Origin of the sequence: Microbacterium sp. A8/3-1 (assembly GCF_040267695.1) — a bacterium.
In the GTDB taxonomy this organism is placed as follows: domain Bacteria; phylum Actinomycetota; class Actinomycetes; order Actinomycetales; family Microbacteriaceae; genus Microbacterium; species Microbacterium luteolum.
The window spans coordinates 759,250-778,734 of record NZ_CP158357.1 but is presented as its reverse complement, the minus strand read 5'-3'; the positions used below and the strand labels follow the sequence as shown (position 1 = coordinate 778,734).

Here is a 19,485-nt window from a genome sequence, read left to right as displayed (position 1 = left end):
AGAAAAGTGGGGGAAGGTGAATCAGGCGACGGTGCCGCGGCTCAGCCTACGCGGGCTGGAGTCCGATCGCGACATCATGCGGTCGCACCGGCTCGGGAAGCACCGTGGTGCCCATCAGGAACCGATCGACGTTGGCCGCAGCCGCGCGGCCCTCGGCGATGGCCCAGACGATGAGGGACTGCCCGCGTCCGGCATCTCCGGCGACGAAGACACCGGAGACCGTGGACTCGTAGGTGGTGTCGCGACGGAACGCACCGCGGTCGGTCACCTGCGGGAGGGTCTCCTCGGTGTAGCCGTCCTGCTCCGGACCGGTGAAGCCCATCGCGATCAGCACGAGGTCCGCGGGGATCTCGCGCTCGGTGCCGCTCTTGGGAACGCGACGGCCGTCGATGTACTCGGTCTCGGCGACGCGGAGTGCGCGCACCTCGCCGACCTCGTTCGCGAGGAACTCGACGGTGGAGGCGAGGAACATCCGCTCGCCGCCCTCCTCGTGCGCGGACGCGATCTCGAACACGGTCGGCATCATCGGCCACGGCTGGTGGTCGGGACGCTCGGTGCCGGGCTGCTTGCCGATGGCGAGGTTGGTCACGCTCAGCGCGCCCTGTCGGTGTGCGGTGCCGATGCAGTCGGCGCCGGTGTCACCGCCGCCGATCACGATGACGTGCTTGCCCTCAGCAGTGATCTGATTGGTGACCTTGTCACCGGCGACCGCGTGGTTCGACTCGACCAGGTACTCCATGGCGAAGTGCACGCCGTCGAGGTCGCGCCCGGGGATCGGGAGGTCGCGCGGCACCGTCGCGCCGGTCGCGATGACGACCGCGTCGTAGCGTGCGCGCAGGTCGGCCCAGGAGATGTCCTTGCCGATCTCGACACCCGCACGGAAGCGGGTGCCCTCTTCCTGCATCTGGCGAAGACGCGTCTCCAGCTGTCCCTTCTCCATCTTGAAGTCGGGGATGCCGTAGCGGAGCAGTCCGCCGATCCGGTCATCGCGCTCGAACACCGCGACCGTGTGTCCGGCGCGTGTCAGCTGCTGCGCGGCGGCGAGGCCGGCGGGGCCGGATCCGACGACGGCGACCGTCTTGCCGGTGAGGCGCTCGGGCGGCTCGGGCTCGACCCAGCCCTTCGCGAAGGCCTCGTCGATGATCGAGACCTCGATCTGCTTGATCGTGACCGCGGGCTGGTTGATGCCGAGCACGCACGAGCTCTCGCACGGTGCCGGGCACAGCCGTCCGGTGAACTCCGGGAAGTTGTTGGTGGCGTGCAGGCGCTCGATGGCCGCACGGCCCTCGCCGCGCCACGTGAGGTCGTTCCACTCGGGGATGAGGTTGCCGAGGGGGCAGCCGGAGTGGCAGAACGGCACACCGCAGTCCATGCAGCGGCCGGCCTGGCGCTGCAGCACGGCCTTGTCGCCGCGCTCATAGACCTCTTTCCAGTCCATGATGCGCACGGGCACGGGACGTCGTGCGGGGAGTTCCCGCTCGGTCACCTTCATGAAGCCTTTGGGATCAGCCACCGGTCACCTCCAGGATGCGGTTCCACACGATGTCGCCGTCGGGGTCGATCCCCTCGGCCAATGCTTCTTCGCGCATGCTCCGCACGGCGGCGAAGTCACGGGGAAGAACCTTGACGAACTCGGCCGCCGTCTCGTCGAAGCGCTCCAGGAGAGCGGATGCCCGCGGCGACGCGGTGCGCTCCACATGAGACGTGAGCAGGCTGCGCAGCACCTCGAGGTCGGCGCGGTCCAGCTGCTCGAGCAGGAGCTCTCCGCTGCCGAGGGACTGCGCGTTCACCTTGCCGGTGTCGAGCGCGTGCACGTAAGCGACGCCGCCGGACATTCCGGCGCCGAAGTTGCGGCCGGTGCTGCCGAGGATCACGGCGAGTCCGCCGGTCATGTACTCGAGCGCGTGGTCTCCCACGCCCTCCACGACGGCGGTGGCGCCCGAGTTGCGGACGAGGAACCGCTCCCCCACGACACCCGAGATGAACATCGTGCCGGAGGTCGCACCGTAGCCGATGACGTTGCCGGCGATGACGTTCTCGTGCGGCGCGATCGAGGAGCCGCGCGGCGGACGGATCGTGATGTCGCCGCCCGACAGGCCCTTGCCCACGTAGTCGTTGGCGTCGCCCTCCAGCCGCAGCACGATCCCCGGCGGCAGGAACGCGCCGAGCGACTGCCCTGCGGTTCCGTGCAGGGTGACGTCGATGGTCTCCTTCGGGAGCCCCGCGGCGCCGTGCCGCGACGTGACCTGGTGGCCGAGCATCGTGCCGACCGCCCGCTCGGTGTTCGCGATCGGGAGCTCGACGACGACCGGCTCGCCGTTGAGGAGCGCGCCCTTCGCGATGTCGATCAGCTGCACGTCGAAGTGCTTCTCGAGCTCGTGGTCCTGCGCGCGACCGCTGCGACGCGGCTCGCCGGCCGGGAACACGGGGCCGTCGAGCACCGGGCTGAGATCCAGGCCCTCGGCCTTCCAGTGGTCGACCGCGGCATTCATCTCGATGAGGTCGGCACGGCCGACGATCTCGTCGATCGAGCGGTATCCGAGCTCGGACAGGAGCTCGCGCACCTCCTCGGCGATGAACTCCATGAAGTTGACGACGAACTCCGGCTTGCCCGTGAACCGCTCGCGCAGAGCGGGGTTCTGCGTCGCGACGCCGACCGGGCACGTGTCGAGGTGGCAGACACGCATCATGATGCAGCCGCTCACCACGAGCGGGGCCGTGGCGAAGCCGAACTCCTCCGCGCCGAGCAGGGCGCCGATGATCACGTCACGGCCGGTCTTGAGCTGACCGTCGACCTGCACGACCACACGGTCGCGCATGCCGTTGAGCATGAGGGTCTGCTGCGTCTCGGCCAGGCCGAGCTCCCACGGCGTTCCCGCGTGCTTGAGCGAGTTCAGCGGACTCGCGCCCGTGCCACCGTCATGCCCGGAGACCAGGATCACATCGCTGAGCGCCTTCGCCACACCGGCAGAGACCGCGCCGATGCCCGACTGGCTCACGAGCTTGGTGTGGATGCGCGCCTCGGGGTTCGCCCTCTTCAGGTCGAAGATGAGCTGCTTGAGGTCCTCGATCGAGTAGATGTCGTGGTGCGGCGGCGGCGAGATGAGCCCCACGCCGGCGGTCGCGTGACGCGTGCGCGCCACCCACGGGTACACCTTGGTCGGCGGCAGCTGGCCGCCCTCGCCGGGCTTGGCACCCTGCGCGAGCTTGATCTGGATGTCGTCCGACTCGGTGAGGTAGAGGCTCGTGACGCCGAAGCGGCCGGACGCGACCTGCTTGATCGCGCTGCGACGCTCAGGGTCGACAAGGCGGTCGGGGTCTTCCCCGCCCTCACCGGTGTTCGACTTGCCGCCGATGCGGTTCATGGCGATCGCGAGGGTCTCGTGCGCCTCGCGGGAGATCGAGCCGTAGCTCATCGCTCCCGTCGAGAAGCGCTTGACGATCGCGGACACCGGCTCGATCTCGTCCAGCGGGACGGGCTTGCGGGTGCCGGTACGCAGGCTGAAGAGTCCGCGCAGCGTCTTGAGCTCCGCAGCCTGGTCGTCGACGAGCTTCGTGTACTCGCGGAAGATGTCGTAGCGACGCGTCCGCGTGGAGTGCTGCAGCTTGAAGACCGTCTCCGGGTTGAACAGGTGCGGAGAGCCGTCGCGACGCCACTGGTACTCGCCGCCGGTCCACAGGCGCTCGTGCGCACGGGCCGCAGCATCCTCCGGGTAGGCGTAGTCGTGGCGCGCCTGGTTCTCGGCGAAGATCTCCTCGATGCCGATCCCGCCGAGCTTGGACTCGGTCCGGGTGAAGTAGGCGTCGATGAACTCCTGGCTGAGGCCCACGGCCTCGAAGACCTGGGCGCCGGCGTAGGAGGACACCGTGGAGATGCCCATCTTCGACATGATCTTCAGCACGCCCTTGCCGAGCGCGTAGATCAGGTTCTTGACGGCCTTCTCCGGCGTGATACCGGTGATGTAGCCGGTGCGCACCAGGTGCTCGACCGTCTCCATCGCCAGGTACGGGTTGATCGCCGAGGCGCCGTAGCCGATGAGCGTCGCGACGTGGTGCACCTCGCGCACGTCGCCCGCTTCGACGATGAGACCGACCTTCATGCGGTTCTCACGGCGGATCAGGTGGTGGTGGATCGCCGAGACCATGAGCAGCGAGGGGATCGGCGTCAGATCCTTGTTCGAGTCGCGGTCGGACAGGATGATGAACTCGGCGCCGTTCTCGATCGCCTCGTCCACCTCCGCGCACATCTCGGTGAGACGCTCGGCGAGCGAGTCGGGCCCCGAGTCGAAGTGGTACAGACCGCGCACGGTCACGCTCGATCGGTCCGGCAGGGCCTTGTCGATGTGGCGGATCTTCGCGAGCTCGTCGTTGTCGATCACGGGGAAGTCGAGCGACACGGTGCGGGTGTGCTCCGGACCCCACGAGAGAAGGTTGCTCTCCGGACCGAGACCGAGCTTGAGGCTCGTGACGACCTCTTCGCGGATCGAGTCCAGCGGCGGGTTGGTCACCTGCGCGAACTGCTGCGTGAAGTAGTCGAAGAGCAGGCGCGGACGCTTGCTGAGCACGGCGATCGGGGTGTCCGATCCCATCGCGCCGAGGGGCTCGACACCGGTCTGGCCCATCGGGGTCAGCAGGATGCGCACCTCCTCCTCGGTGTACCCGAACGTGCGCTGACGGCGGGTGATCGAGGCCGGCGGGTGCACGATGTGCTCGCGCTCCGGAAGATCCGCGAGTCGAACGGCTCCGGCGTCCAGCCAGTCCTGCCACGGGTGCATCGTGGAGAGCTCGCGCTTGATCTCCTGGTCCTCGACGATGCGCCGCTGGGCGGTGTCGACGAGGAACATCTTGCCGGGCTGCAGGCGGCCGCGGCGCTTGATGTGCTCCGGCTCGAACGTCAGCACACCGGTCTCCGAGCCGATCACGACGAGGCCGTCGGTGGTCTCGGTCCAGCGACCGGGGCGCAGGCCGTTGCGGTCGAGGGTGGCGCCGACGAGCGTCCCGTCGGTGAAGATGAGCGCGGCGGGTCCGTCCCACGGCTCCATCTGGTTCGAGTGGTACTCGTAGAAGGAGCGGAGCTCAGGCGTGATGTCCGACTGCTTCTCGTAGGCCTCCGGCACCATCATCATGATGGCGTGCGGAAGGCTGCGGCCCGTCAGCGTCAGCAGCTCGAGCACCTCGTCGAACGAGGCCGAGTCACTGGCGCCGTCGGTGCAGATGGGCAGCAGCGGCGCGACGTCGCCGAGCAGTTCGGACTCGAGCTGCGACTGACGCGCGCGCATCCAGTTGCGGTTTCCGCCGACCGTGTTGATCTCGCCGTTGTGGGCGAGCATCCGCAGGGGCTGCGCGAGAGGCCACGACGGGAAGGTGTTCGTCGAGTACCGCGAGTGCACGACGGCCAGCTCGGAGGCGAAGCGCTCGTCCTGGAGATCGGGGTAGAACGGCTCGAGCTGGAGCGTCGTGACCATGCCCTTGTAGCCGAGCGTGCGGCTCGAGAGCGAGACGAAGTAGGCGCCGAGCTCGTGACCCGCGCGCTTGCGCAGTCGGTAGGCGACGCGGTCGAGCGCGATGCCCGTGAGCGGGGCCTGCGCATGGGTGGCTCCGCCGGCGCTGACGAACAGCTGCTCGAAAGCCGGGCGCGCCTCGTCGGCGAGCTTGCCGAGGTTGTCGTTGGCGGTCGGCACCTCGCGCCAGCCGAGCACGCGCAGTCCCTCGGCGCGGGCGATCTTCTCGATCCCGGCCTTCTGCTGGCGACGCTCGCTCGAATCGCGCGGCAGGAAGGCGAGCCCTGCGGCGTACTCCCCCACCGGCGGCAGCTCGAAGCCCGCCACCGCGCGCAGGAATGCGTCGGGCATCTGCGTGAGGATGCCCGCTCCGTCGCCGGTGCCGGCATCCGACCCGATCGCGCCGCGGTGCTCCAGGTTGCGCAGCGCCTGGAGCGCGAGCGCGATGATGTCGTGTCCTGCCGTGCCACGCAGCGTCGCCACCATGGCGAGGCCGCAGGCGTCCTTCTCGAACGCCGGGTTGTACATGCCCTGCTTGGCCGGGTAGTGCAGCCCGACGGGTGCGCGGAGGTCGCTCGATGCCATGCGGTACCGTCCTCAGATCTTCAGGTGACCCGGGGACGTCATTGGCCGGGTGGATGCGTGGGGTTCCTCACGGAAGAGGAGGCTATCGAGAGCCGTCCGTGTCCGTGGGAGCGACGCTTGTGGCGCTGGCTCCTGCGGTGACTTCTTCGGCCGGAGGCTCGCTCAGGTCCACGAAGTCAGAGGGATTGTCCTGCGATTCTACATCAGCGCCTTCGTCACTCCGGCCGCGGCCCGGCTGGTAGGGCGACGGCTCGAGGCCGGGGTGGCGGCGCGACTGCACGATCAGGATCGCGAGACCCACGACGATGCCGAGGATCGCGGCCCAGACGTTGCTGCGCAGACCGAGGATGATCTCGCTCGGGTCGATGCGGATCGACTCCCAGACGACGCGTCCTGCGCTGTACCAGATGAGGTAGATCGCGAACAGGCGGCCCCACTGGAAGAAGAGCTTGCGGCCGAGCCACAGCAGCACGAGGACGCCCAGACCGTTCCAGAGCACCTCGTACAGGAACGTGGGGTGGAACAGCGTGCCCTCGGGAAGGCCGGGAGGGAAGGCGGAGTTCGTCGACTCGATCTCGAGTCCCCAGGGCAGGTCGGTCGGGAGGCCGAAGAGCTCGTGGTTGAACCAGTTGCCGAAGCGACCCATGGCCTGCGCGAGCAGGAGGCCGGGCGCGAGGGCGTCGGCGAAGGTCCAGAAGCGGATGCCGGTCCACCGGCATCCGAGGTAGGCGCCGATCGCGCCGCCGATGAGCGCTCCGAAGATGGCGATGCCACCCTCCCAGATCGCCCAGACCGAACCCGGCTCGAACGGGTTCCAGGTGTTCTTGCCCTCGCCGAAGTAGAAGTTCGGGTGGGTCAGCACGTGGAAGATGCGCGCGCCGATGATCGCGATCGGGACCGCGAGGATCGAGATGTCGATCACGACCCACGGCTCCGCACCGCGCTTGGTCAGGCGGTGGTTGGTGATCAGCGCGGCCGCGATGATGCCGGCGATGATGCACAGGGCGTAGAAGTGGATCCGAACCGGCCCCAGGTCGAAGTACGACACAGGAGGGCTCGGGATGCTGGCGAGCACGCCGTTGAAGGTGCTGTGGAGCGCGAGGGACATGAGTGCGATTCTAGTTCTCGTGATCGGGGCGTGCCGACGACGTGCCGGATGCCAGGTTTCGGGTGACCTCGGCGAGAGCCGGGATGCCGCCGTCGCGCAGCGCGCGGACCAGCGCGGTGCCGACGATCGCGCCGTCGGCGTACTCCGAGACGCCGGCGATCTGCTCAGCGGTGGAGATGCCGATGCCGACGCAGGCGCGGGCGGCTCCGTGATCGCGCAGGCGCGCGACGAGCGTGCGCGCGGCCCGGTCGAGCTCGGTGCGCTCTCCGGTGATCCCCATGGTCGAGACGGTGTACACGAAGCCGGTGGACGACTTCACGACGAGATCGAGGCGCTCGTCCGTGGAGGTGGGTGCAGCCAGGAAGACGCGGTCGAGTCCGGTGCGCTGGCTCGCGGCGATCCACTCCCCTGCGACGTCCGGCGTGATGTCGGGCGTGATGAGCCCGGCGCCGCCGGCCGCGAGCAGGTCGTCCGCGTAGCGGTCGATGCCGTACTGCAGAACCGGGTTCCAGTAGGTCATCACGAGCACCGGCGCGTCGGTGGCGGCCGTGATGGCGCGCACGGCCGTGAACAGATCGGCCGTCGTGAAACCGGCGGCCAGCGCCTGGGTCGTCGCCTCCTGGATGACCGCGCCGTCCATCACCGGATCGCTGTACGGCGGGCCGAGCTCGATGATGTCGACACCGTTCTCCGCGAGCGCGATGGCTGCCTGGATGCTCGTCTCGAGGTCGGGGAAGCCGACGGGGAGGTAGCCGATGAAGGCGCTGCGTCCGTCGGCGTGTGCGGCGGCGATCGCCTGTTCCACGCGGCTCACAGTTCCGGTTCCCCCTTCGAGGCCGCCTTCTCGGCGGCGCTCTCCTCTGCGACGTCGTGCGCCAGGGCCGCTTCGTCGTACAGCTCGAAATAGCGCGCCGCCGTGTCCATGTCCTTGTCGCCGCGCCCGGACAGGCAGATGGCGATGATCGCATCCGGCCCGAGCTCGCGGCCGACGCGCAGCGCACCGGCGAGGGCGTGCGCCGACTCGATCGCCGGGATGATGCCCTCGGTGCGGCTGAGCAGGCGCAGCGCCTGCATCGCCTCGTCGTCGGTGGCCGGGATGTACTCCGCACGGCCGATGTCGGCCAACCAGGAGTGCTCGGGACCGACGCCGGGGTAGTCGAGGCCCGCGGAGATCGAGTGCGACTCGATCGTCTGGCCGTCGCCGTTCTGCAGCACGTAGGTCTTCGCTCCGTGGAGCACGCCGGGGCGTCCGCGTTCGATGGAGGCGGCGTGGCGGTCGGTGTCGACACCGTCTCCGGCGGCCTCCACACCGTAGAGCTTCACGCCCTCGTCGTCCAGGAACGCGTCGAACATGCCGATCGCGTTCGACCCGCCCCCGACGCAGGCGAAGACCGCGTCGGGGAGCCGACCGACCTCGTCGAGGAGCTGCGCCCTGGCCTCCTCGCCGATGATCTTCTGGAAGTCGCGGACCATCGCCGGGAACGGGTGCGGGCCTGCGGCGGTGCCGAAGATGTAGTTGGTCGTCTCGACGGATGCCACCCAGTCGCGGTACGCGTCGTTGATCGCGTCCTTGAGGGTGCGGGAGCCGGAGGTGACCGCGACGACCTCGGCGCCGAGCAGGCGCATCCGCGCCACGTTGAGCGCCTGGCGCTCGGTGTCGACCTCGCCCATGTAGATCGTGCAGTCCAGCCCGAACAGTGCGGCAGCGGTCGCCGTGGCGACGCCGTGCTGACCGGCACCGGTCTCGGCGATCACGCGGGTCTTGCCGAGGCGCTTGGTGAGCAGCGCCTGTCCGAGGACGTTGTTGATCTTGTGGGACCCGGTGTGGTTGAGGTCCTCGCGCTTCAGGAAGATCCGCGCACCGCCGGCGTGCTCAGCGAACCGCGGAACCTCCGTGATCGCCGAGGGGCGACCGGCGTACGAGCTCAGGAGCTGGGCGAGCTCGGCGCGGAACTCCGGATCCGCCACCGCAGCCTCGTAGGCCACCGTGAGCTCGTCGATCGCGGCGATCAGCGACTCGGGCATGTATCGCCCGCCGAACTCTCCGAAGTAGGGTCCGTGCTGGTCGCGCAGACTCATGATGCCTCCAGGAAGCTCTTGAGGGTGGCGACGGGGTCGCCCGTGACGAGCGCCTCGCCGATGAGGACGACATCCGCGCCGGCGGAGCGGTAATGCACCACGTCGGCGGGAGTCAGGACGGCGGATTCGGCGATCTTCACCGCGGTGTCCGGGATGCGATCGACCAGGCGGCCGAACAGATCGCGGTCGAGTTCGAGGGTCTTCAGATCGCGCGCGTTCACGCCGATCAGCGGTGAGCCGAGATCGATCGCCGCCTCGAGCTCATCGGCCGAGTGCGTCTCGACGAGCGGTGTCATGCCGAGCTCGGTGATGAATCCGAACAGATCCTGCAGCACGGCGGGCTCGAGTCCGGCGACGATCAGGAGGACGAGGTCGGCTCCCGCCGCCCGGGCCTCGAGGACCTGGTAGCGGTTCGCGATGAAGTCCTTGCGGAGCACCGGCAGGGACACGCGGGATGTGACGGCTTCGAGGTCGGCGAGGCTGCCGCCGAAACGGCGCTCCTCGGTGAGCACGCTGATCGCGGAGGCTCCCCCTGTCTCATAGAGCGAAGCCTGGAGGGCGGGGTCGGGGATGTCGGCGAGGGCGCCGCGCGACGGGCTGGCCCTCTTGACCTCGGCGATGATCTTCACCTGATCGGCGGGAGCCAGGAACAACAGGGCATCCTTCGCCGCGGGTCGGGCGAGCGCCTCCCGTTCGACGACGTCGAGGGGACGCGTGAGCGAGCGACGCTCGGCGTCTGCGACAGCGCCGGCCGTCAGGTCGGCGAGGACCACTAGTGCGCCTTCGGCGAGTACTTGGGGCCCTTCACGCCGTAGCCGGCCTTGGCCAGCGCCCAGCCCACGATCGCACCGATCGGGATGAGAGCCGAGGAGATCCAGACGAGGGTCGGCTGCTCGAAGCAGAACGCGACGGTGCCGGCGGTGAAGCCGACGAGCATGATCACGACGGCGGTCCAGGCCGCAGGCGAGTGTCCGTGGCCGGGGTCGGCGATCGGGTTGGTCATGTTCTCCTCCGGGGGACGACGTGCGGGGCGTGTTCAGTCTATCGGGGTCACCGCGTCGGGTCGGTTCCGCGGGACAGCTCGTCCCAGGAATCGACCGCGTCAACGGGACCGTCGTGCGGAGCCGCGTCGGCGGCATCCGTGCGGTAGCGGCGGCCACCGGCCTTCCATCCACGCCACGTCACGAGGACGACGACGGATGCCGCGAGAAGGATGACCCAGCCGACCAGCGCGATGATCGGCCAGGCGGTCGGCGCGACCGCCTGCACGACGTCGCCCAGGGCGCCGCCGCCGGCCAGACCGGTGGCATCGGTCACGGAGGGGCCCACCGCGTCGACGGGGGCGGCGAGCAGCTGCAGCGTGGACCAGATGAGGAAGACGGATGCCGCCCCGGCCAGCACGGCGAAGATGACCCGCAGCACACGGGCCGCGATGGAGAGTGCGGCGCCGAGGGCCAGCACCGCCAGACTCAGCGGTGCGAGCAGGACGAGGGCCGATGCGCCTGGTACCAGGATCGCCTCCCCCGCATCCGCGCGCTCGACCGTCAGCCACGTCTGCGTCGACGAGATGATGCCGATCGCGCCGGCGAGGAGGAAGCCGGAAACCGAGATCGAACGACCCCGCTGGGCGAAGGTCACGACTCCCCCGCTCCCACGGTCGCCTCGAGATCGGTGGTGTCGAAGCAGGTGCGGGTGCCGGTGTGGCACGCGGGGCCGGTCTGCGCGACCTCGAGGAGGATCGCGTCGCCGTCGCAGTCGAGGCGCGCCTCGCGCACGACCTGGATGTTGCCCGAGGTGTCGCCCTTGCGCCAGTACTCCTGCCGGGAGCGCGACCAGTACGTCGCGCGTCCCGACGTGAGGGTGCGGCGCAGCGCCTCGGCATCGACCCAGGCGAGCATCAGCACTTCGTGGGTGTCCCACTGCTGCACGATCACCGGCGCCAGGCCGTCGGCGTTGAAGACGACCTGCGCGATGCGCTCCTCGACCGAACTCATCGGACCAGCACTCCTTCCGCGCGCAGCGCGTCCTTGACGTCGCCGACCGTCAGCGCGCCGGTGTGGAACACGCTCGCGGCGAGCACGGCATCCGCTCCGGCCTTGATGGCGGGCGCGAAGTCCGCGGCCTTGCCGGCGCCGCCGGAGGCGATCACCGGCACGTCCGCCACCTCGCGCATGAGACGCACGAGTTCGAGATCGAAGCCGTCCTTGGTGCCGTCGGCGTCGATCGAGTTGACGAGGAGCTCTCCGGCGCCGCGCTCCGTGGCCTCGCGGGCCCAGGCGAGCGCATCGAGCGTCGTCTGCGTGCGGCCGCCGTGCGTGGTCACCACGAATCCCGACGGCGTCGTGTCCGCGCGCTTCACGTCGAGCGAGAGGACCAGCACCTGGGCGCCGAAGCGGTCGGCGATCTCGCCGATGAGCTCCGGACGCGCGATGGCCGCCGAGTTCACGCCGACCTTGTCCGCACCGACCGCGAGCAGTCGTGCCACGTCGTCGACGCTGCGCACTCCCCCGCCGACGGTGAGCGGGACGAAGACCTGCTCGGCCGTGCGCTGCACCACGTCATAGGTCGTCGCACGGGCATCGACCGTGGCGGTGACGTCGAGGAAGGTGATCTCGTCTGCGCCCTGCGCGGCATAGTGCCGGGCGAGCTCGACCGGGTCGCCCATGTCGCGCAGGTTCTCGAAGTTGACGCCCTTGACGACGCGGCCGTCGGCGACGTCCAGACACGGGATGACGCGGCTGGCGAGAGCCATCAGAGCCTCGCGTTGTGGATGGCGGTGACGAGGATGGCACGCGCACCGAGCGCGTACAGCTCGTCCATCACGTGGTTGACGCGCGTCCGCGCGACCATGACCCGTACGGCCACCCACTCGGGGTCGCGCAGCGGCGAGACGGTCGGGGATTCGACACCGCCGGCGATCTTGACCGCGTCGTCGAGCAGCGTGACGGGCAGGTCGTAGTCGATCATGACGAAGCGACGCGCGACCATGACGCCCCGCAGGCGCCGGAGGAGCGTCTCGGAGCCGTCGGCATCGACCGGACCGGCGATGAGGACCGCCTCGGACTCCAGGATCACGGGGCCGAACACGTCGAGCCCCGCCTGCCGGAGCGTCGTGCCGGTCTCGACCACGTCGGCGACCGCATCCGCGACGCCGAGGCGCACGGCGGACTCCACCGCACCGTCCAGGGGGACGAGGTCGACGGCGATGCCCCGCTCATCGAGGAAGGCGTCGACGAGCCCGGGGTACGAGGTCGCGATGCGCAGACCGTCGAGCTCCGAGACATCGCTGTAGCGGCCGGAGGGCGCGGCGAAGCGGAACGTGGAGCCGGCGAAGCCGAGCGCCTCGATCTCCCGCGCGCCCGGCATCCGCGCGTCCAGCAGGAGGTCGCGTCCGGTGATGCCCACATCGATGGCTCCGGAGCCGACGTACGTGGCGATGTCCTTCGGGCGGAGGAAGAAGAACTCGACGTCGTTCTCGGCGTCGATGACGTGCAGGGTCTTCGGGTCGCGTCTACCGGCGTAGCCGGCCTCCGCGAGCATGTCGGCGGCGGTCTCGGAGAGCGAGCCCTTGTTCGGAACAGCGATGCGCAGCATGGATGGCCTTCAGTTCGAGAGGAGAGGAACGGAGCGCATCACAGATGTCGGTAGACGTCCTGCAGGCTGAGACCTTTCGCGATCATCATGACCTGCAGGTGGTACAGCAGCTGGGAGATCTCCTCGGCGGCATCCTCGTCGGACTCGTACTCCGACGCCATCCAGACCTCGGCGGCCTCTTCGACGATCTTCTTGCCGATCGTGTGCACGCCGGCATCCAGCTCGGCGACGGTGCCGGATCCCTCTGGTCGGGTCTCGGCCTTGACGCTGAGCTCGGCGAACAGCTCGTCGAAAGTCTTCACCCCTCCAGGCTACCGGCTCGCGCGCGGTCCCTGAGCCGAGTGACGGCCGCCTCGATGTCGTCGGCTCCAAAGACCGCCGAACCCGCGACGAAGGTGTTCGCACCGGCGGCGGCGGCGATCTCGATCGTGCTGTCCGAGATGCCCCCGTCGACCTGCAGCCACACCTGCGATCCGCGCCGGTGCGCCTCGTCGGCGAGTGCCCGCAGCTTCGGCATCGTCTCGGGCATGAAACCCTGCCCGCCGAATCCCGGCTCCACGGTCATGACGAGGATCTGATCGAACTCCTCGAGGACCGAGTAGAGGGGCTCCGCGGGGGTGTCCGGCTTGATGGCGATGCCGGCCCGTGCGCCGATGTCGCGCAGCCGGCGGGCGAGAGCGATCGGATCCGCGGCCGCCTCGAGGTGGAACGTCACGCTGGCCGCGCCGAGCTCCGCATAGCCCGGAGCCCAGCGGTCCGGGTCGGTGATCATGAGGTGCACGTCGAGCGGGATGGGGCTGGTCGCCTGGATGCGCTCCACCATCTGCGGTCCGAACGTGAGGTTCGGGACGAAGTGGTTGTCCATCACGTCGACGTGCGCGAAGTCGGCCGTCGCGATCTTGGCGAGATCGGCCTGCATGTTCACGAAATCGGCGGCCAGGATGCTGGGGTTGATGCGGGGTGCGCTGGGGAGTTCCACGGTCCTAGTCTTCCTTCGCTGCGGTATTCGGAATGTCCGTGCGCTGGAGCAGCGCGAGGAACATGGCATCGGTGCCATGACGATGCGGCCAGAGCTGTGCACTGCCGGAACCCGCGCGTCCGTCCTCGGCGAGGTCGATCGGCGAGCGGGCGAGATCGGCGATCGCGGACCGCGCATCGAGCTCGGTGATGTCGGCACGGTCGCGCAGCACCTCCTGCACGACGCCGACGGTCTCGGCGAGATGCGGCGAGCATGTGACGTACGCCACGATGCCGCCGGGCGTGAGAGCCTCCAGTGCCGCCGTCAGCAGGTCGACCTGCAGCGGCACGAGTTCCGCGACGTCGGCCGGCGACTTGCGCCACCGCGCCTCGGGGCGGCGACGCAGCGCGCCGAGGCCGGTGCAGGGGGCATCGACGAGGATCCGGTCGAAGGCTCCGGCCCTGGTCGCCGCGAGCTCGCGGCCATCTTGTTCGTGGACCACGACTTCGCCCGGCACGGCCCGGAGCGCGTTGCGCACCAGACGGGCGCGCGTGGGGACGATCTCGTTCGCTTCGAGGATCGCCCCGTGCTCGCGGGCGATCGCGGCGAGGAGGGCGGTCTTGCCACCGGGGCCGGCGCACAGATCCAGCCACCGCTCCCCCGCCCGGATCGGCGCGGCCTCGGCCAGAGCCAGCGCGACGAGCTGAGAACCTTCGTCCTGGACGCGCACGGTGCCGCCCGAGGCTTCGACGGAGCGTCGTGGGTCGCCGCCGGGCGACGCGAAAGCGGTGGCGGCATACGGCCGACGAGGGTCGACGGGCTCGGCGAGCCCCGGCAGCGCGACCAGTGTCACCTCAGGCGAGACGTTGTCGGCCTCGAGCAGCGTCTCGAGCTCGTCGACACGCCCCTCGGCCGCGAGAGCACGTCGCAGGGCCCGGATGATCCAGACCGGATGCGCCGATCGCAGCGCGAGGCGCTCGTCGTCGGAGCGCGCGTCCTGCGCGATCCGCTCCTGCCACTGCTCGGGAGTCTCCCGCGCGATCCGCCGGAGCACGGCGTTGGTGAAGCTCGACGCTCCGCGTCCGACGGTCGTCGCCACCAGGTTCACCGACTCGTTGACGGCGGCGTGGGAGGCGACGCGGGTCGCCAGCAGCTGGTGCACGGCGAGGCGAAGCGCATCCAGGACGGAGGGATCGATGCTGTCGGTCGCACGATCGGCTGCCGCCGCGATGATCGCGTCGTAGAGCCCGCGGCGCCGCAGGGTGCCGTAGGTCAGCTCGGTGGCGAGGGCGGCGTCCTGCGGCGTGAGCCCTGCCTCGGCGATGGCCGTGGGAAGCATGAGGTTGGCGTACGCGTCGGAATCCGAGACGGCGCGCAGCACGTCGTAGGCGACCTGTCGCGCCGGCTGAACGGCGCGGCTCGGGCCACGACCTCCGGATCGCTCACCGCGATTCGTCGGGCGGGCCTCGCCACCCGATCGCCCCTGGGGACGACGTGCCGACCTTCCCTGCTCTGACGGGCTCATGATCCGGCACGCAGCCCGTCCGTGTCGCGATGTCCGCGCCACCAGTCGACGGCGCTCATCGCGCCCTTGCCTGCCGGCTGCAAGCGCGTGACAGCGAGAGGGGCGGATGCCGTGCCGATCAGCAACGCGGATCTCGTGCTGCTGATCCGGCCGGGCTCCAGGGGCTCTGCGTCACCGGCGGGCGCCGCCTCGAGGATCTTCAGCCGCTGGCCGTCGATCGTCGTGTGCGCTCCGGGCTCGGGGGTCACACCGCGGAAGCGCGCGAACAGCGCATCGACGGACTGCGACCAGTCGAGCAGGCCGTCGTCGAGCGTCAGCTTCGGGGCGAGGGTCGGTTCTCCCTGCTGCGGCACGGCACGGGCGGTGCCATCGGCGATCGCGGCCACGACCTCTTCGGTCAGCTCGGCGCCGTCGTGCGCGAGGGTCTCCAGCGCCTGATCGGCAGTGGCGGTCGGCGCGACATCGATCGTGCGCATGGCGAACACGTCGCCGGCGTCGAGCTCCGGGACGAGCTGGAAGACGCTCGCGCCGAGCTCGCGATCACCGGCGATCAGCGCGCGCTGCACCGGCGCGGCTCCCCGCCACGCGGGCAGCAGCGAGAAGTGGAGGTTGATCCATCCGGCATCCGGAGCGGAGAGCAGCGGCTCGCGCACCAGCCCGCCGTAGGCGACGATCACACCGAGCTCAGGCGCGAGCGCCGTGATCTGCGCCGTGGCATCGGCATCGAGACGTGCCGCGCGGATCACGGGGAGACCGAGCTCATCGGCCGCCTGGGCGACCGGCGATGGCGTCAGCACCCGCTTGCGGCCGAGCGGGGCATCGGGGCGCGTGACGACCGCGACGATGTCGTGCAGCGTCGCGAGACGTCGCAGGGTGGGCACGGCAGCAGCGGGTGTGCCGGCGAAGACGAGGCGCATGAAGGTTCTCCGGATGGGTCAGAGCTCTGGATCGAGGATATCGAGACGGACCGAGAGAGTGTTCTTCGCGTTGCGCGCCCGGCCTCGACGTCCGGCGACCGCCTCGGCCACGACCGCCGCCCGCAGGACCGTCGCGACGCGGCTGCCGGCGCCGTAGTCGAATCGGACGAGTGCGCGCACGCGCGGCGGCACGTCCTCGGAGTCGACGGGCACGGGCCCGAGGACGGCATCGGCGGGAAGCGCGAGTTCTCCCAGAGCCACCAGGGCGCGTGAGACGGCCGCGGCCGACCCCTCGACCAGGGCGACACGCGCCGTCGGGGGCATGTGCAGCGGTGCACGGCTCTCGAGCTCGGAACGCGCGTAGCCCGCCTGATTCCAGGTCGCGAGAGCCATGCCGACCGCACCGCTCACGCCGACCAGATGGATCGGGGCTCCGGGGGCGGCGAGGGCAGCCGCGTTCGACCACCAGCGCAGGCAGGCCTCGCCGATGCGCAGATCCGGCGCCTGCAGCATCCGCGGCCCGTCGAGGAGGACGACGGCACGGTACCCGCCGGCGGCGAGCGGTTCGGCCCCGCGCGTCGCCACGACGAGTGCGGGCTTCGCATCGACGCGCTCGACGGGGTGCGCACTGTCGGCGACGATCACTCGGATCCCCGGGAACGCCCGCCCGAGCTCGTCGGCGGTGCGTTCGCTGCCGGAGGATGCGAGGCGGAGCTTCGTCGAGGAGCACGCCGGGCAGGCCCAGGCGCGCGCGCTGCGGCCGCACCAGCCGCACACGGGGACGGCGCCGCGGTGGCGCGCGCCGAGCGGACCCCCGCAGTGCGGGCAGCGGGCGGGCGCGCGGCACTCCGCGCAGACCAGCGAGGGCGAGAAGCCGGGGCGCGACACCTGCACCAGCACGGGGCCCTCCGCCGCGGCGGCGCGTGCAGCGAGGAACGCCGAGGACGGCATCCGCTGGGCGGCCGGCTGCTCCATCTCCTGCGGCGTGCTGAGCACGACCTTCGGAAGCACACGGCGCGCCGCGCGTACATCCTGCAGCCAGCCGTGCGCGACGAGGCGCTCCACGTCGGTCGTGCGGGTGTGCCCGGCGAACAGCAGAGCCGACTGCTCGAGCTCCTGCCGGAGGAGCGCCGCGTCCCGCGCGTTCACGTACGGTGCGAGCTGCTCGCCGAGCAGCGGGTCGCCGTCGTCCCAGACGGCGACGAGACCCGCCTCGACCGGGGCGTAGACGGCCGACCGGTTCCCCACGACGATGCAGGGCGACTCCTCGAGCGTGCGGAGGAAGCCGCGGTAGCGATCCGGGTTGGTCTGACGGGAGTCGTATCGGACGACGGCTTCGCCGGGGACGAGCGACTCGAGGGCCGTGAGCAGCCGATCGAGGTCGCGGTGGTCGGGCACGATCAGGATCGAGGAGCGGCCCGCCGCCAGCATCCGCGTCGCCGATGCTGCCAGGAGCTGAGCCCAGGCCTCTCCCCCGTCGCGCAGCTGCGGGACGGCTTCGACGGCGGCACGTCCGCCGTCGTCCAGCACGGCGACGAGGCCCTCGTAGACATCGAGGATCTCCTGGCTCCGCTCCGCGGCAGCCTCTTCCACAACCGGTGCCGGGCTTTCACCGGTCCAGGCCTTCTCGACCCGCACCTGCCGCTTCGGGATCACCAGTCGCAGCACATCGGAGGCGGAACCTGCCGCGCGATCGGCGACGCGCCGCGCGAGCCGGTGCAGGCGCTCCGGCAGCACCGGCACCGCGGACACGACGCTGTCGACCTCGGAGAGGGGGCGGTCGGCGTCATCCTCGGTGTCGATGTCGACGATGTAACCGTCGATCACACGACCTGCGGTGCGCAGCGGCACGCGCACGCGCACGCCGAGCGGCACGTCGCCGAACTCCGCAGGGAGGGCGTAGTCGAACAGGCGGTCGAGCTGCGGCAGCGGCGAGTCGAGGAGCACGCGCGCGATGCGCCGGCTCTCGGACGTCATGAGGACCGAGGCCCCATCAGAGACCGGCAGCGCGGCGCAGCTCTTCGACGCGGTCGGTCCGCTCCCACGTGAAGTCGGGAAGCTCGCGGCCGAAGTGGCCGTACGCGGCGGTCTGCGCGTAGATGGGCCGCAGCAGGTCGAGCTGCTCGATGATGGCCTGTGGGCGCAGGTCGAAGACCTGCTCGATCGCACGGATGATCGCCTCATCGGTCACCTTGCCGGTGCCGAACGTCTCGACGTAGAGCCCCACCGGACGCGCGACGCCGATCGCGTACGCGACCTGCACCTCGAGCCGATCGGCGAGCCCGGCGGCGACGGCGTTCTTCGCGACCCAGCGCGTGGCGTACGCTCCGGAGCGGTCGACCTTCGACGGGTCCTTGCCGCTGAAGGCGCCACCGCCATGACGGGCTGCTCCCCCGTACGTGTCGATGATGATCTTGCGGCCGGTGAGGCCGGCATCGCCCTTGGGGCCACCCGTGACGAAGGGACCTGCGGGGTTGATGTAGTGCGTGACGTCGCTCAGATCGAGGCCCGTGGTCGCGAGGATCGGGTCGATGACGTGCTCGCGCACCTGCGCCTTCAGCTCGTCCTGCGAGATGTCGGGGTGGTGCTGCGTGGAGAGCACGACCGCGTCGACGGTCTTGGGCGTGAATCCGTCGTAGCCGAGGGTGACCTGCGTCTTGCCGTCGGGGCGGAGGAACGGCAGCAGACCGCTGCGACGCACCTCGGTGAGGCGCTCGGCGATGCGGTGCGCCGTCCAGGCGGCCATCGGCATGAGCTGCGGCGTCTCGTTCGTCGCGAAGCCGAACATGATGCCCTGGTCGCCGGCGCCGAGCGCGTCGAGCGGATCGACGGACGAGCCGTCGCGGTGTTCCTGCGCATTGTCGACGCCGTGCGCGATGTCGGTGGACTGCTCGCCGACCGAGATGCTGACACCGCAGGAATCGCCGTCGAAGCCGGTCTCGCTCGACGTGTAGCCGATGCGGTTCACGACCTGGCGGACGATCGTCGGGATGTCGACGTACGCCTCGGTGCGGATCTCCCCCGCCACATGCACGAGGCCGGTGGTGACGAGCGTCTCCACCGCGACGCGCGAGCCCGGGTCCTTCGCGAGCAGACCGTCGAGGATGCTGTCCGAGATCTGGTCGCAGATCTTGTCCGGGTGCCCTTCGGTGACGGACTCGGACGTGAACAGACGCAGCGCGCTCATCGGTGCTCCAGAACGGGGACGGACGGTGGGA

At 70.1% G+C, this 19,485-nt stretch carries 17 protein-coding genes; all 17 read right to left on the bottom strand.

Going from position 1 to position 19,485, the window contains the following annotated elements:
- Positions 1-46: 46 nt before the first annotated feature.
- Positions 47-1,513 carry a glutamate synthase subunit beta gene (locus ABS642_RS03870; RefSeq protein WP_282217141.1) on the bottom strand — a complete coding sequence of 489 codons (1,467 nt, stop codon included), beginning with the start codon at positions 1,511-1,513 and terminating at the stop codon, positions 47-49.
- Positions 1,506-6,086: a glutamate synthase large subunit gene (gltB, locus tag ABS642_RS03865; RefSeq protein WP_350352316.1), complete on the bottom strand. Its 4,581-nt coding sequence runs from the start codon at positions 6,084-6,086 to the stop codon at positions 1,506-1,508. Before gltB ends, ABS642_RS03870 begins: the two co-directional genes overlap by 8 nt.
- An 82-nt stretch (positions 6,087-6,168) precedes the next feature.
- Positions 6,169-7,194, bottom strand: coding sequence for a prolipoprotein diacylglyceryl transferase (gene lgt / locus ABS642_RS03860; RefSeq protein ID WP_350352315.1), 1,026 nt, complete (start codon positions 7,192-7,194; stop codon positions 6,169-6,171).
- A gap of 10 nt (positions 7,195-7,204) precedes the next feature.
- Positions 7,205-8,008: a tryptophan synthase subunit alpha gene (trpA, locus tag ABS642_RS03855; protein ID WP_350352314.1), complete on the bottom strand. Its 804-nt coding sequence runs from the start codon at positions 8,006-8,008 to the stop codon at positions 7,205-7,207.
- Entirely contained in the window at positions 8,005-9,273 is a 1,269-nt protein-coding gene (gene trpB / locus ABS642_RS03850) for a tryptophan synthase subunit beta (RefSeq protein ID WP_350352313.1), read from the bottom strand. The genes trpA and trpB overlap by 4 nt, the downstream gene beginning before the upstream one ends.
- Positions 9,270-10,046 (bottom strand): indole-3-glycerol phosphate synthase TrpC, encoded by a 777-nt coding sequence (trpC, locus tag ABS642_RS03845; RefSeq protein WP_350352312.1) that lies wholly within the window; start codon positions 10,044-10,046, stop codon positions 9,270-9,272. Before trpC ends, trpB begins: the two co-directional genes overlap by 4 nt.
- Positions 10,046-10,276, bottom strand: coding sequence for an HGxxPAAW family protein (locus ABS642_RS03840; protein ID WP_282217135.1), 231 nt, complete (start codon positions 10,274-10,276; stop codon positions 10,046-10,048). The genes trpC and ABS642_RS03840 overlap by 1 nt, the downstream gene beginning before the upstream one ends.
- Positions 10,277-10,323: 47 nt before the next feature.
- A complete protein-coding gene (locus ABS642_RS03835; protein ID WP_350352311.1) occupies positions 10,324-10,911 on the bottom strand; it encodes a Trp biosynthesis-associated membrane protein in 588 nt (195 codons plus the stop codon).
- Complete coding sequence (gene hisI / locus ABS642_RS03830; RefSeq protein WP_350352310.1) at positions 10,908-11,267, bottom strand: phosphoribosyl-AMP cyclohydrolase; 360 nt, start codon at positions 11,265-11,267, stop codon at positions 10,908-10,910. The genes ABS642_RS03835 and hisI overlap by 4 nt, the downstream gene beginning before the upstream one ends.
- Complete coding sequence (gene hisF, locus ABS642_RS03825) at positions 11,264-12,025, bottom strand: imidazole glycerol phosphate synthase subunit HisF (RefSeq protein ID WP_282217132.1); 762 nt, start codon at positions 12,023-12,025, stop codon at positions 11,264-11,266. The genes hisI and hisF overlap by 4 nt, the downstream gene beginning before the upstream one ends.
- Entirely contained in the window at positions 12,025-12,867 is an 843-nt protein-coding gene (gene hisG / locus ABS642_RS03820; RefSeq protein ID WP_350352309.1) for an ATP phosphoribosyltransferase, read from the bottom strand. The genes hisF and hisG overlap by 1 nt, the downstream gene beginning before the upstream one ends.
- A gap of 38 nt (positions 12,868-12,905) precedes the next feature.
- Positions 12,906-13,169: a phosphoribosyl-ATP diphosphatase gene (locus tag ABS642_RS03815; protein ID WP_350352308.1), complete on the bottom strand. Its 264-nt coding sequence runs from the start codon at positions 13,167-13,169 to the stop codon at positions 12,906-12,908.
- Entirely contained in the window at positions 13,166-13,786 is a 621-nt protein-coding gene (rpe, locus tag ABS642_RS03810) for a ribulose-phosphate 3-epimerase (RefSeq protein WP_350353392.1), read from the bottom strand. Before rpe ends, ABS642_RS03815 begins: the two co-directional genes overlap by 4 nt.
- 64 nt (positions 13,787-13,850) lie before the next feature.
- The gene (locus ABS642_RS03805; protein ID WP_350352307.1) at positions 13,851-15,350 is read right to left on the bottom strand and encodes a transcription antitermination factor NusB; all 1,500 of its coding nucleotides are present in this window, start codon (positions 15,348-15,350) and stop codon (positions 13,851-13,853) included.
- Complete coding sequence (gene fmt / locus ABS642_RS03800; RefSeq protein WP_350352306.1) at positions 15,347-16,267, bottom strand: methionyl-tRNA formyltransferase; 921 nt, start codon at positions 16,265-16,267, stop codon at positions 15,347-15,349. The genes ABS642_RS03805 and fmt overlap by 4 nt, the downstream gene beginning before the upstream one ends.
- An 18-nt stretch (positions 16,268-16,285) precedes the next feature.
- Positions 16,286-18,244 carry a primosomal protein N' gene (locus tag ABS642_RS03795; protein WP_350352305.1) on the bottom strand — a complete coding sequence of 653 codons (1,959 nt, stop codon included), beginning with the start codon at positions 18,242-18,244 and terminating at the stop codon, positions 16,286-16,288.
- A gap of 16 nt (positions 18,245-18,260) precedes the next feature.
- The gene (gene metK / locus ABS642_RS03790) at positions 18,261-19,454 is read right to left on the bottom strand and encodes a methionine adenosyltransferase (RefSeq protein WP_282217125.1); all 1,194 of its coding nucleotides are present in this window, start codon (positions 19,452-19,454) and stop codon (positions 18,261-18,263) included.
- Positions 19,455-19,485 lie beyond the last annotated feature (31 nt).

Excerpts from the sequence above, each read along its gene's own strand:
- gltB (WP_350352316.1), bottom strand. The coding sequence starts at position 6,086 with ATGGCATCGAGCGACCTCCGCGCACCCGTCGGGCTGCACTACCCGGCC.
- lgt (WP_350352315.1), bottom strand. The coding sequence starts at position 7,194 with ATGTCCCTCGCGCTCCACAGCACCTTCAACGGCGTGCTCGCCAGCATC.
- trpB (WP_350352313.1), bottom strand. The coding sequence starts at position 9,273 with ATGAGTCTGCGCGACCAGCACGGACCCTACTTCGGAGAGTTCGGCGGG.
- ABS642_RS03840 (WP_282217135.1), bottom strand. The coding sequence starts at position 10,276 with ATGACCAACCCGATCGCCGACCCCGGCCACGGACACTCGCCTGCGGCC.
- hisI (WP_350352310.1), bottom strand. The coding sequence starts at position 11,267 with ATGAGTTCGGTCGAGGAGCGCATCGCGCAGGTCGTCTTCAACGCCGAC.
- hisF (WP_282217132.1), bottom strand. The coding sequence starts at position 12,025 with ATGGCTCTCGCCAGCCGCGTCATCCCGTGTCTGGACGTCGCCGACGGC.
- hisG (WP_350352309.1), bottom strand. The coding sequence starts at position 12,867 with ATGCTGCGCATCGCTGTTCCGAACAAGGGCTCGCTCTCCGAGACCGCC.
- rpe (WP_350353392.1), bottom strand. The coding sequence starts at position 13,786 with ATGCAGGCCGATCTCGCCAAGATCGCGACGGCCGACTTCGCGCACGTC.
- ABS642_RS03805 (WP_350352307.1), bottom strand. The coding sequence starts at position 15,350 with ATGAGCCCGTCAGAGCAGGGAAGGTCGGCACGTCGTCCCCAGGGGCGA.
- fmt (WP_350352306.1), bottom strand. The coding sequence starts at position 16,267 with ATGCGCCTCGTCTTCGCCGGCACACCCGCTGCTGCCGTGCCCACCCTG.
- ABS642_RS03795 (WP_350352305.1), bottom strand. The coding sequence starts at position 18,244 with ATGACGTCCGAGAGCCGGCGCATCGCGCGCGTGCTCCTCGACTCGCCG.
- metK (WP_282217125.1), bottom strand. The coding sequence starts at position 19,454 with ATGAGCGCGCTGCGTCTGTTCACGTCCGAGTCCGTCACCGAAGGGCAC.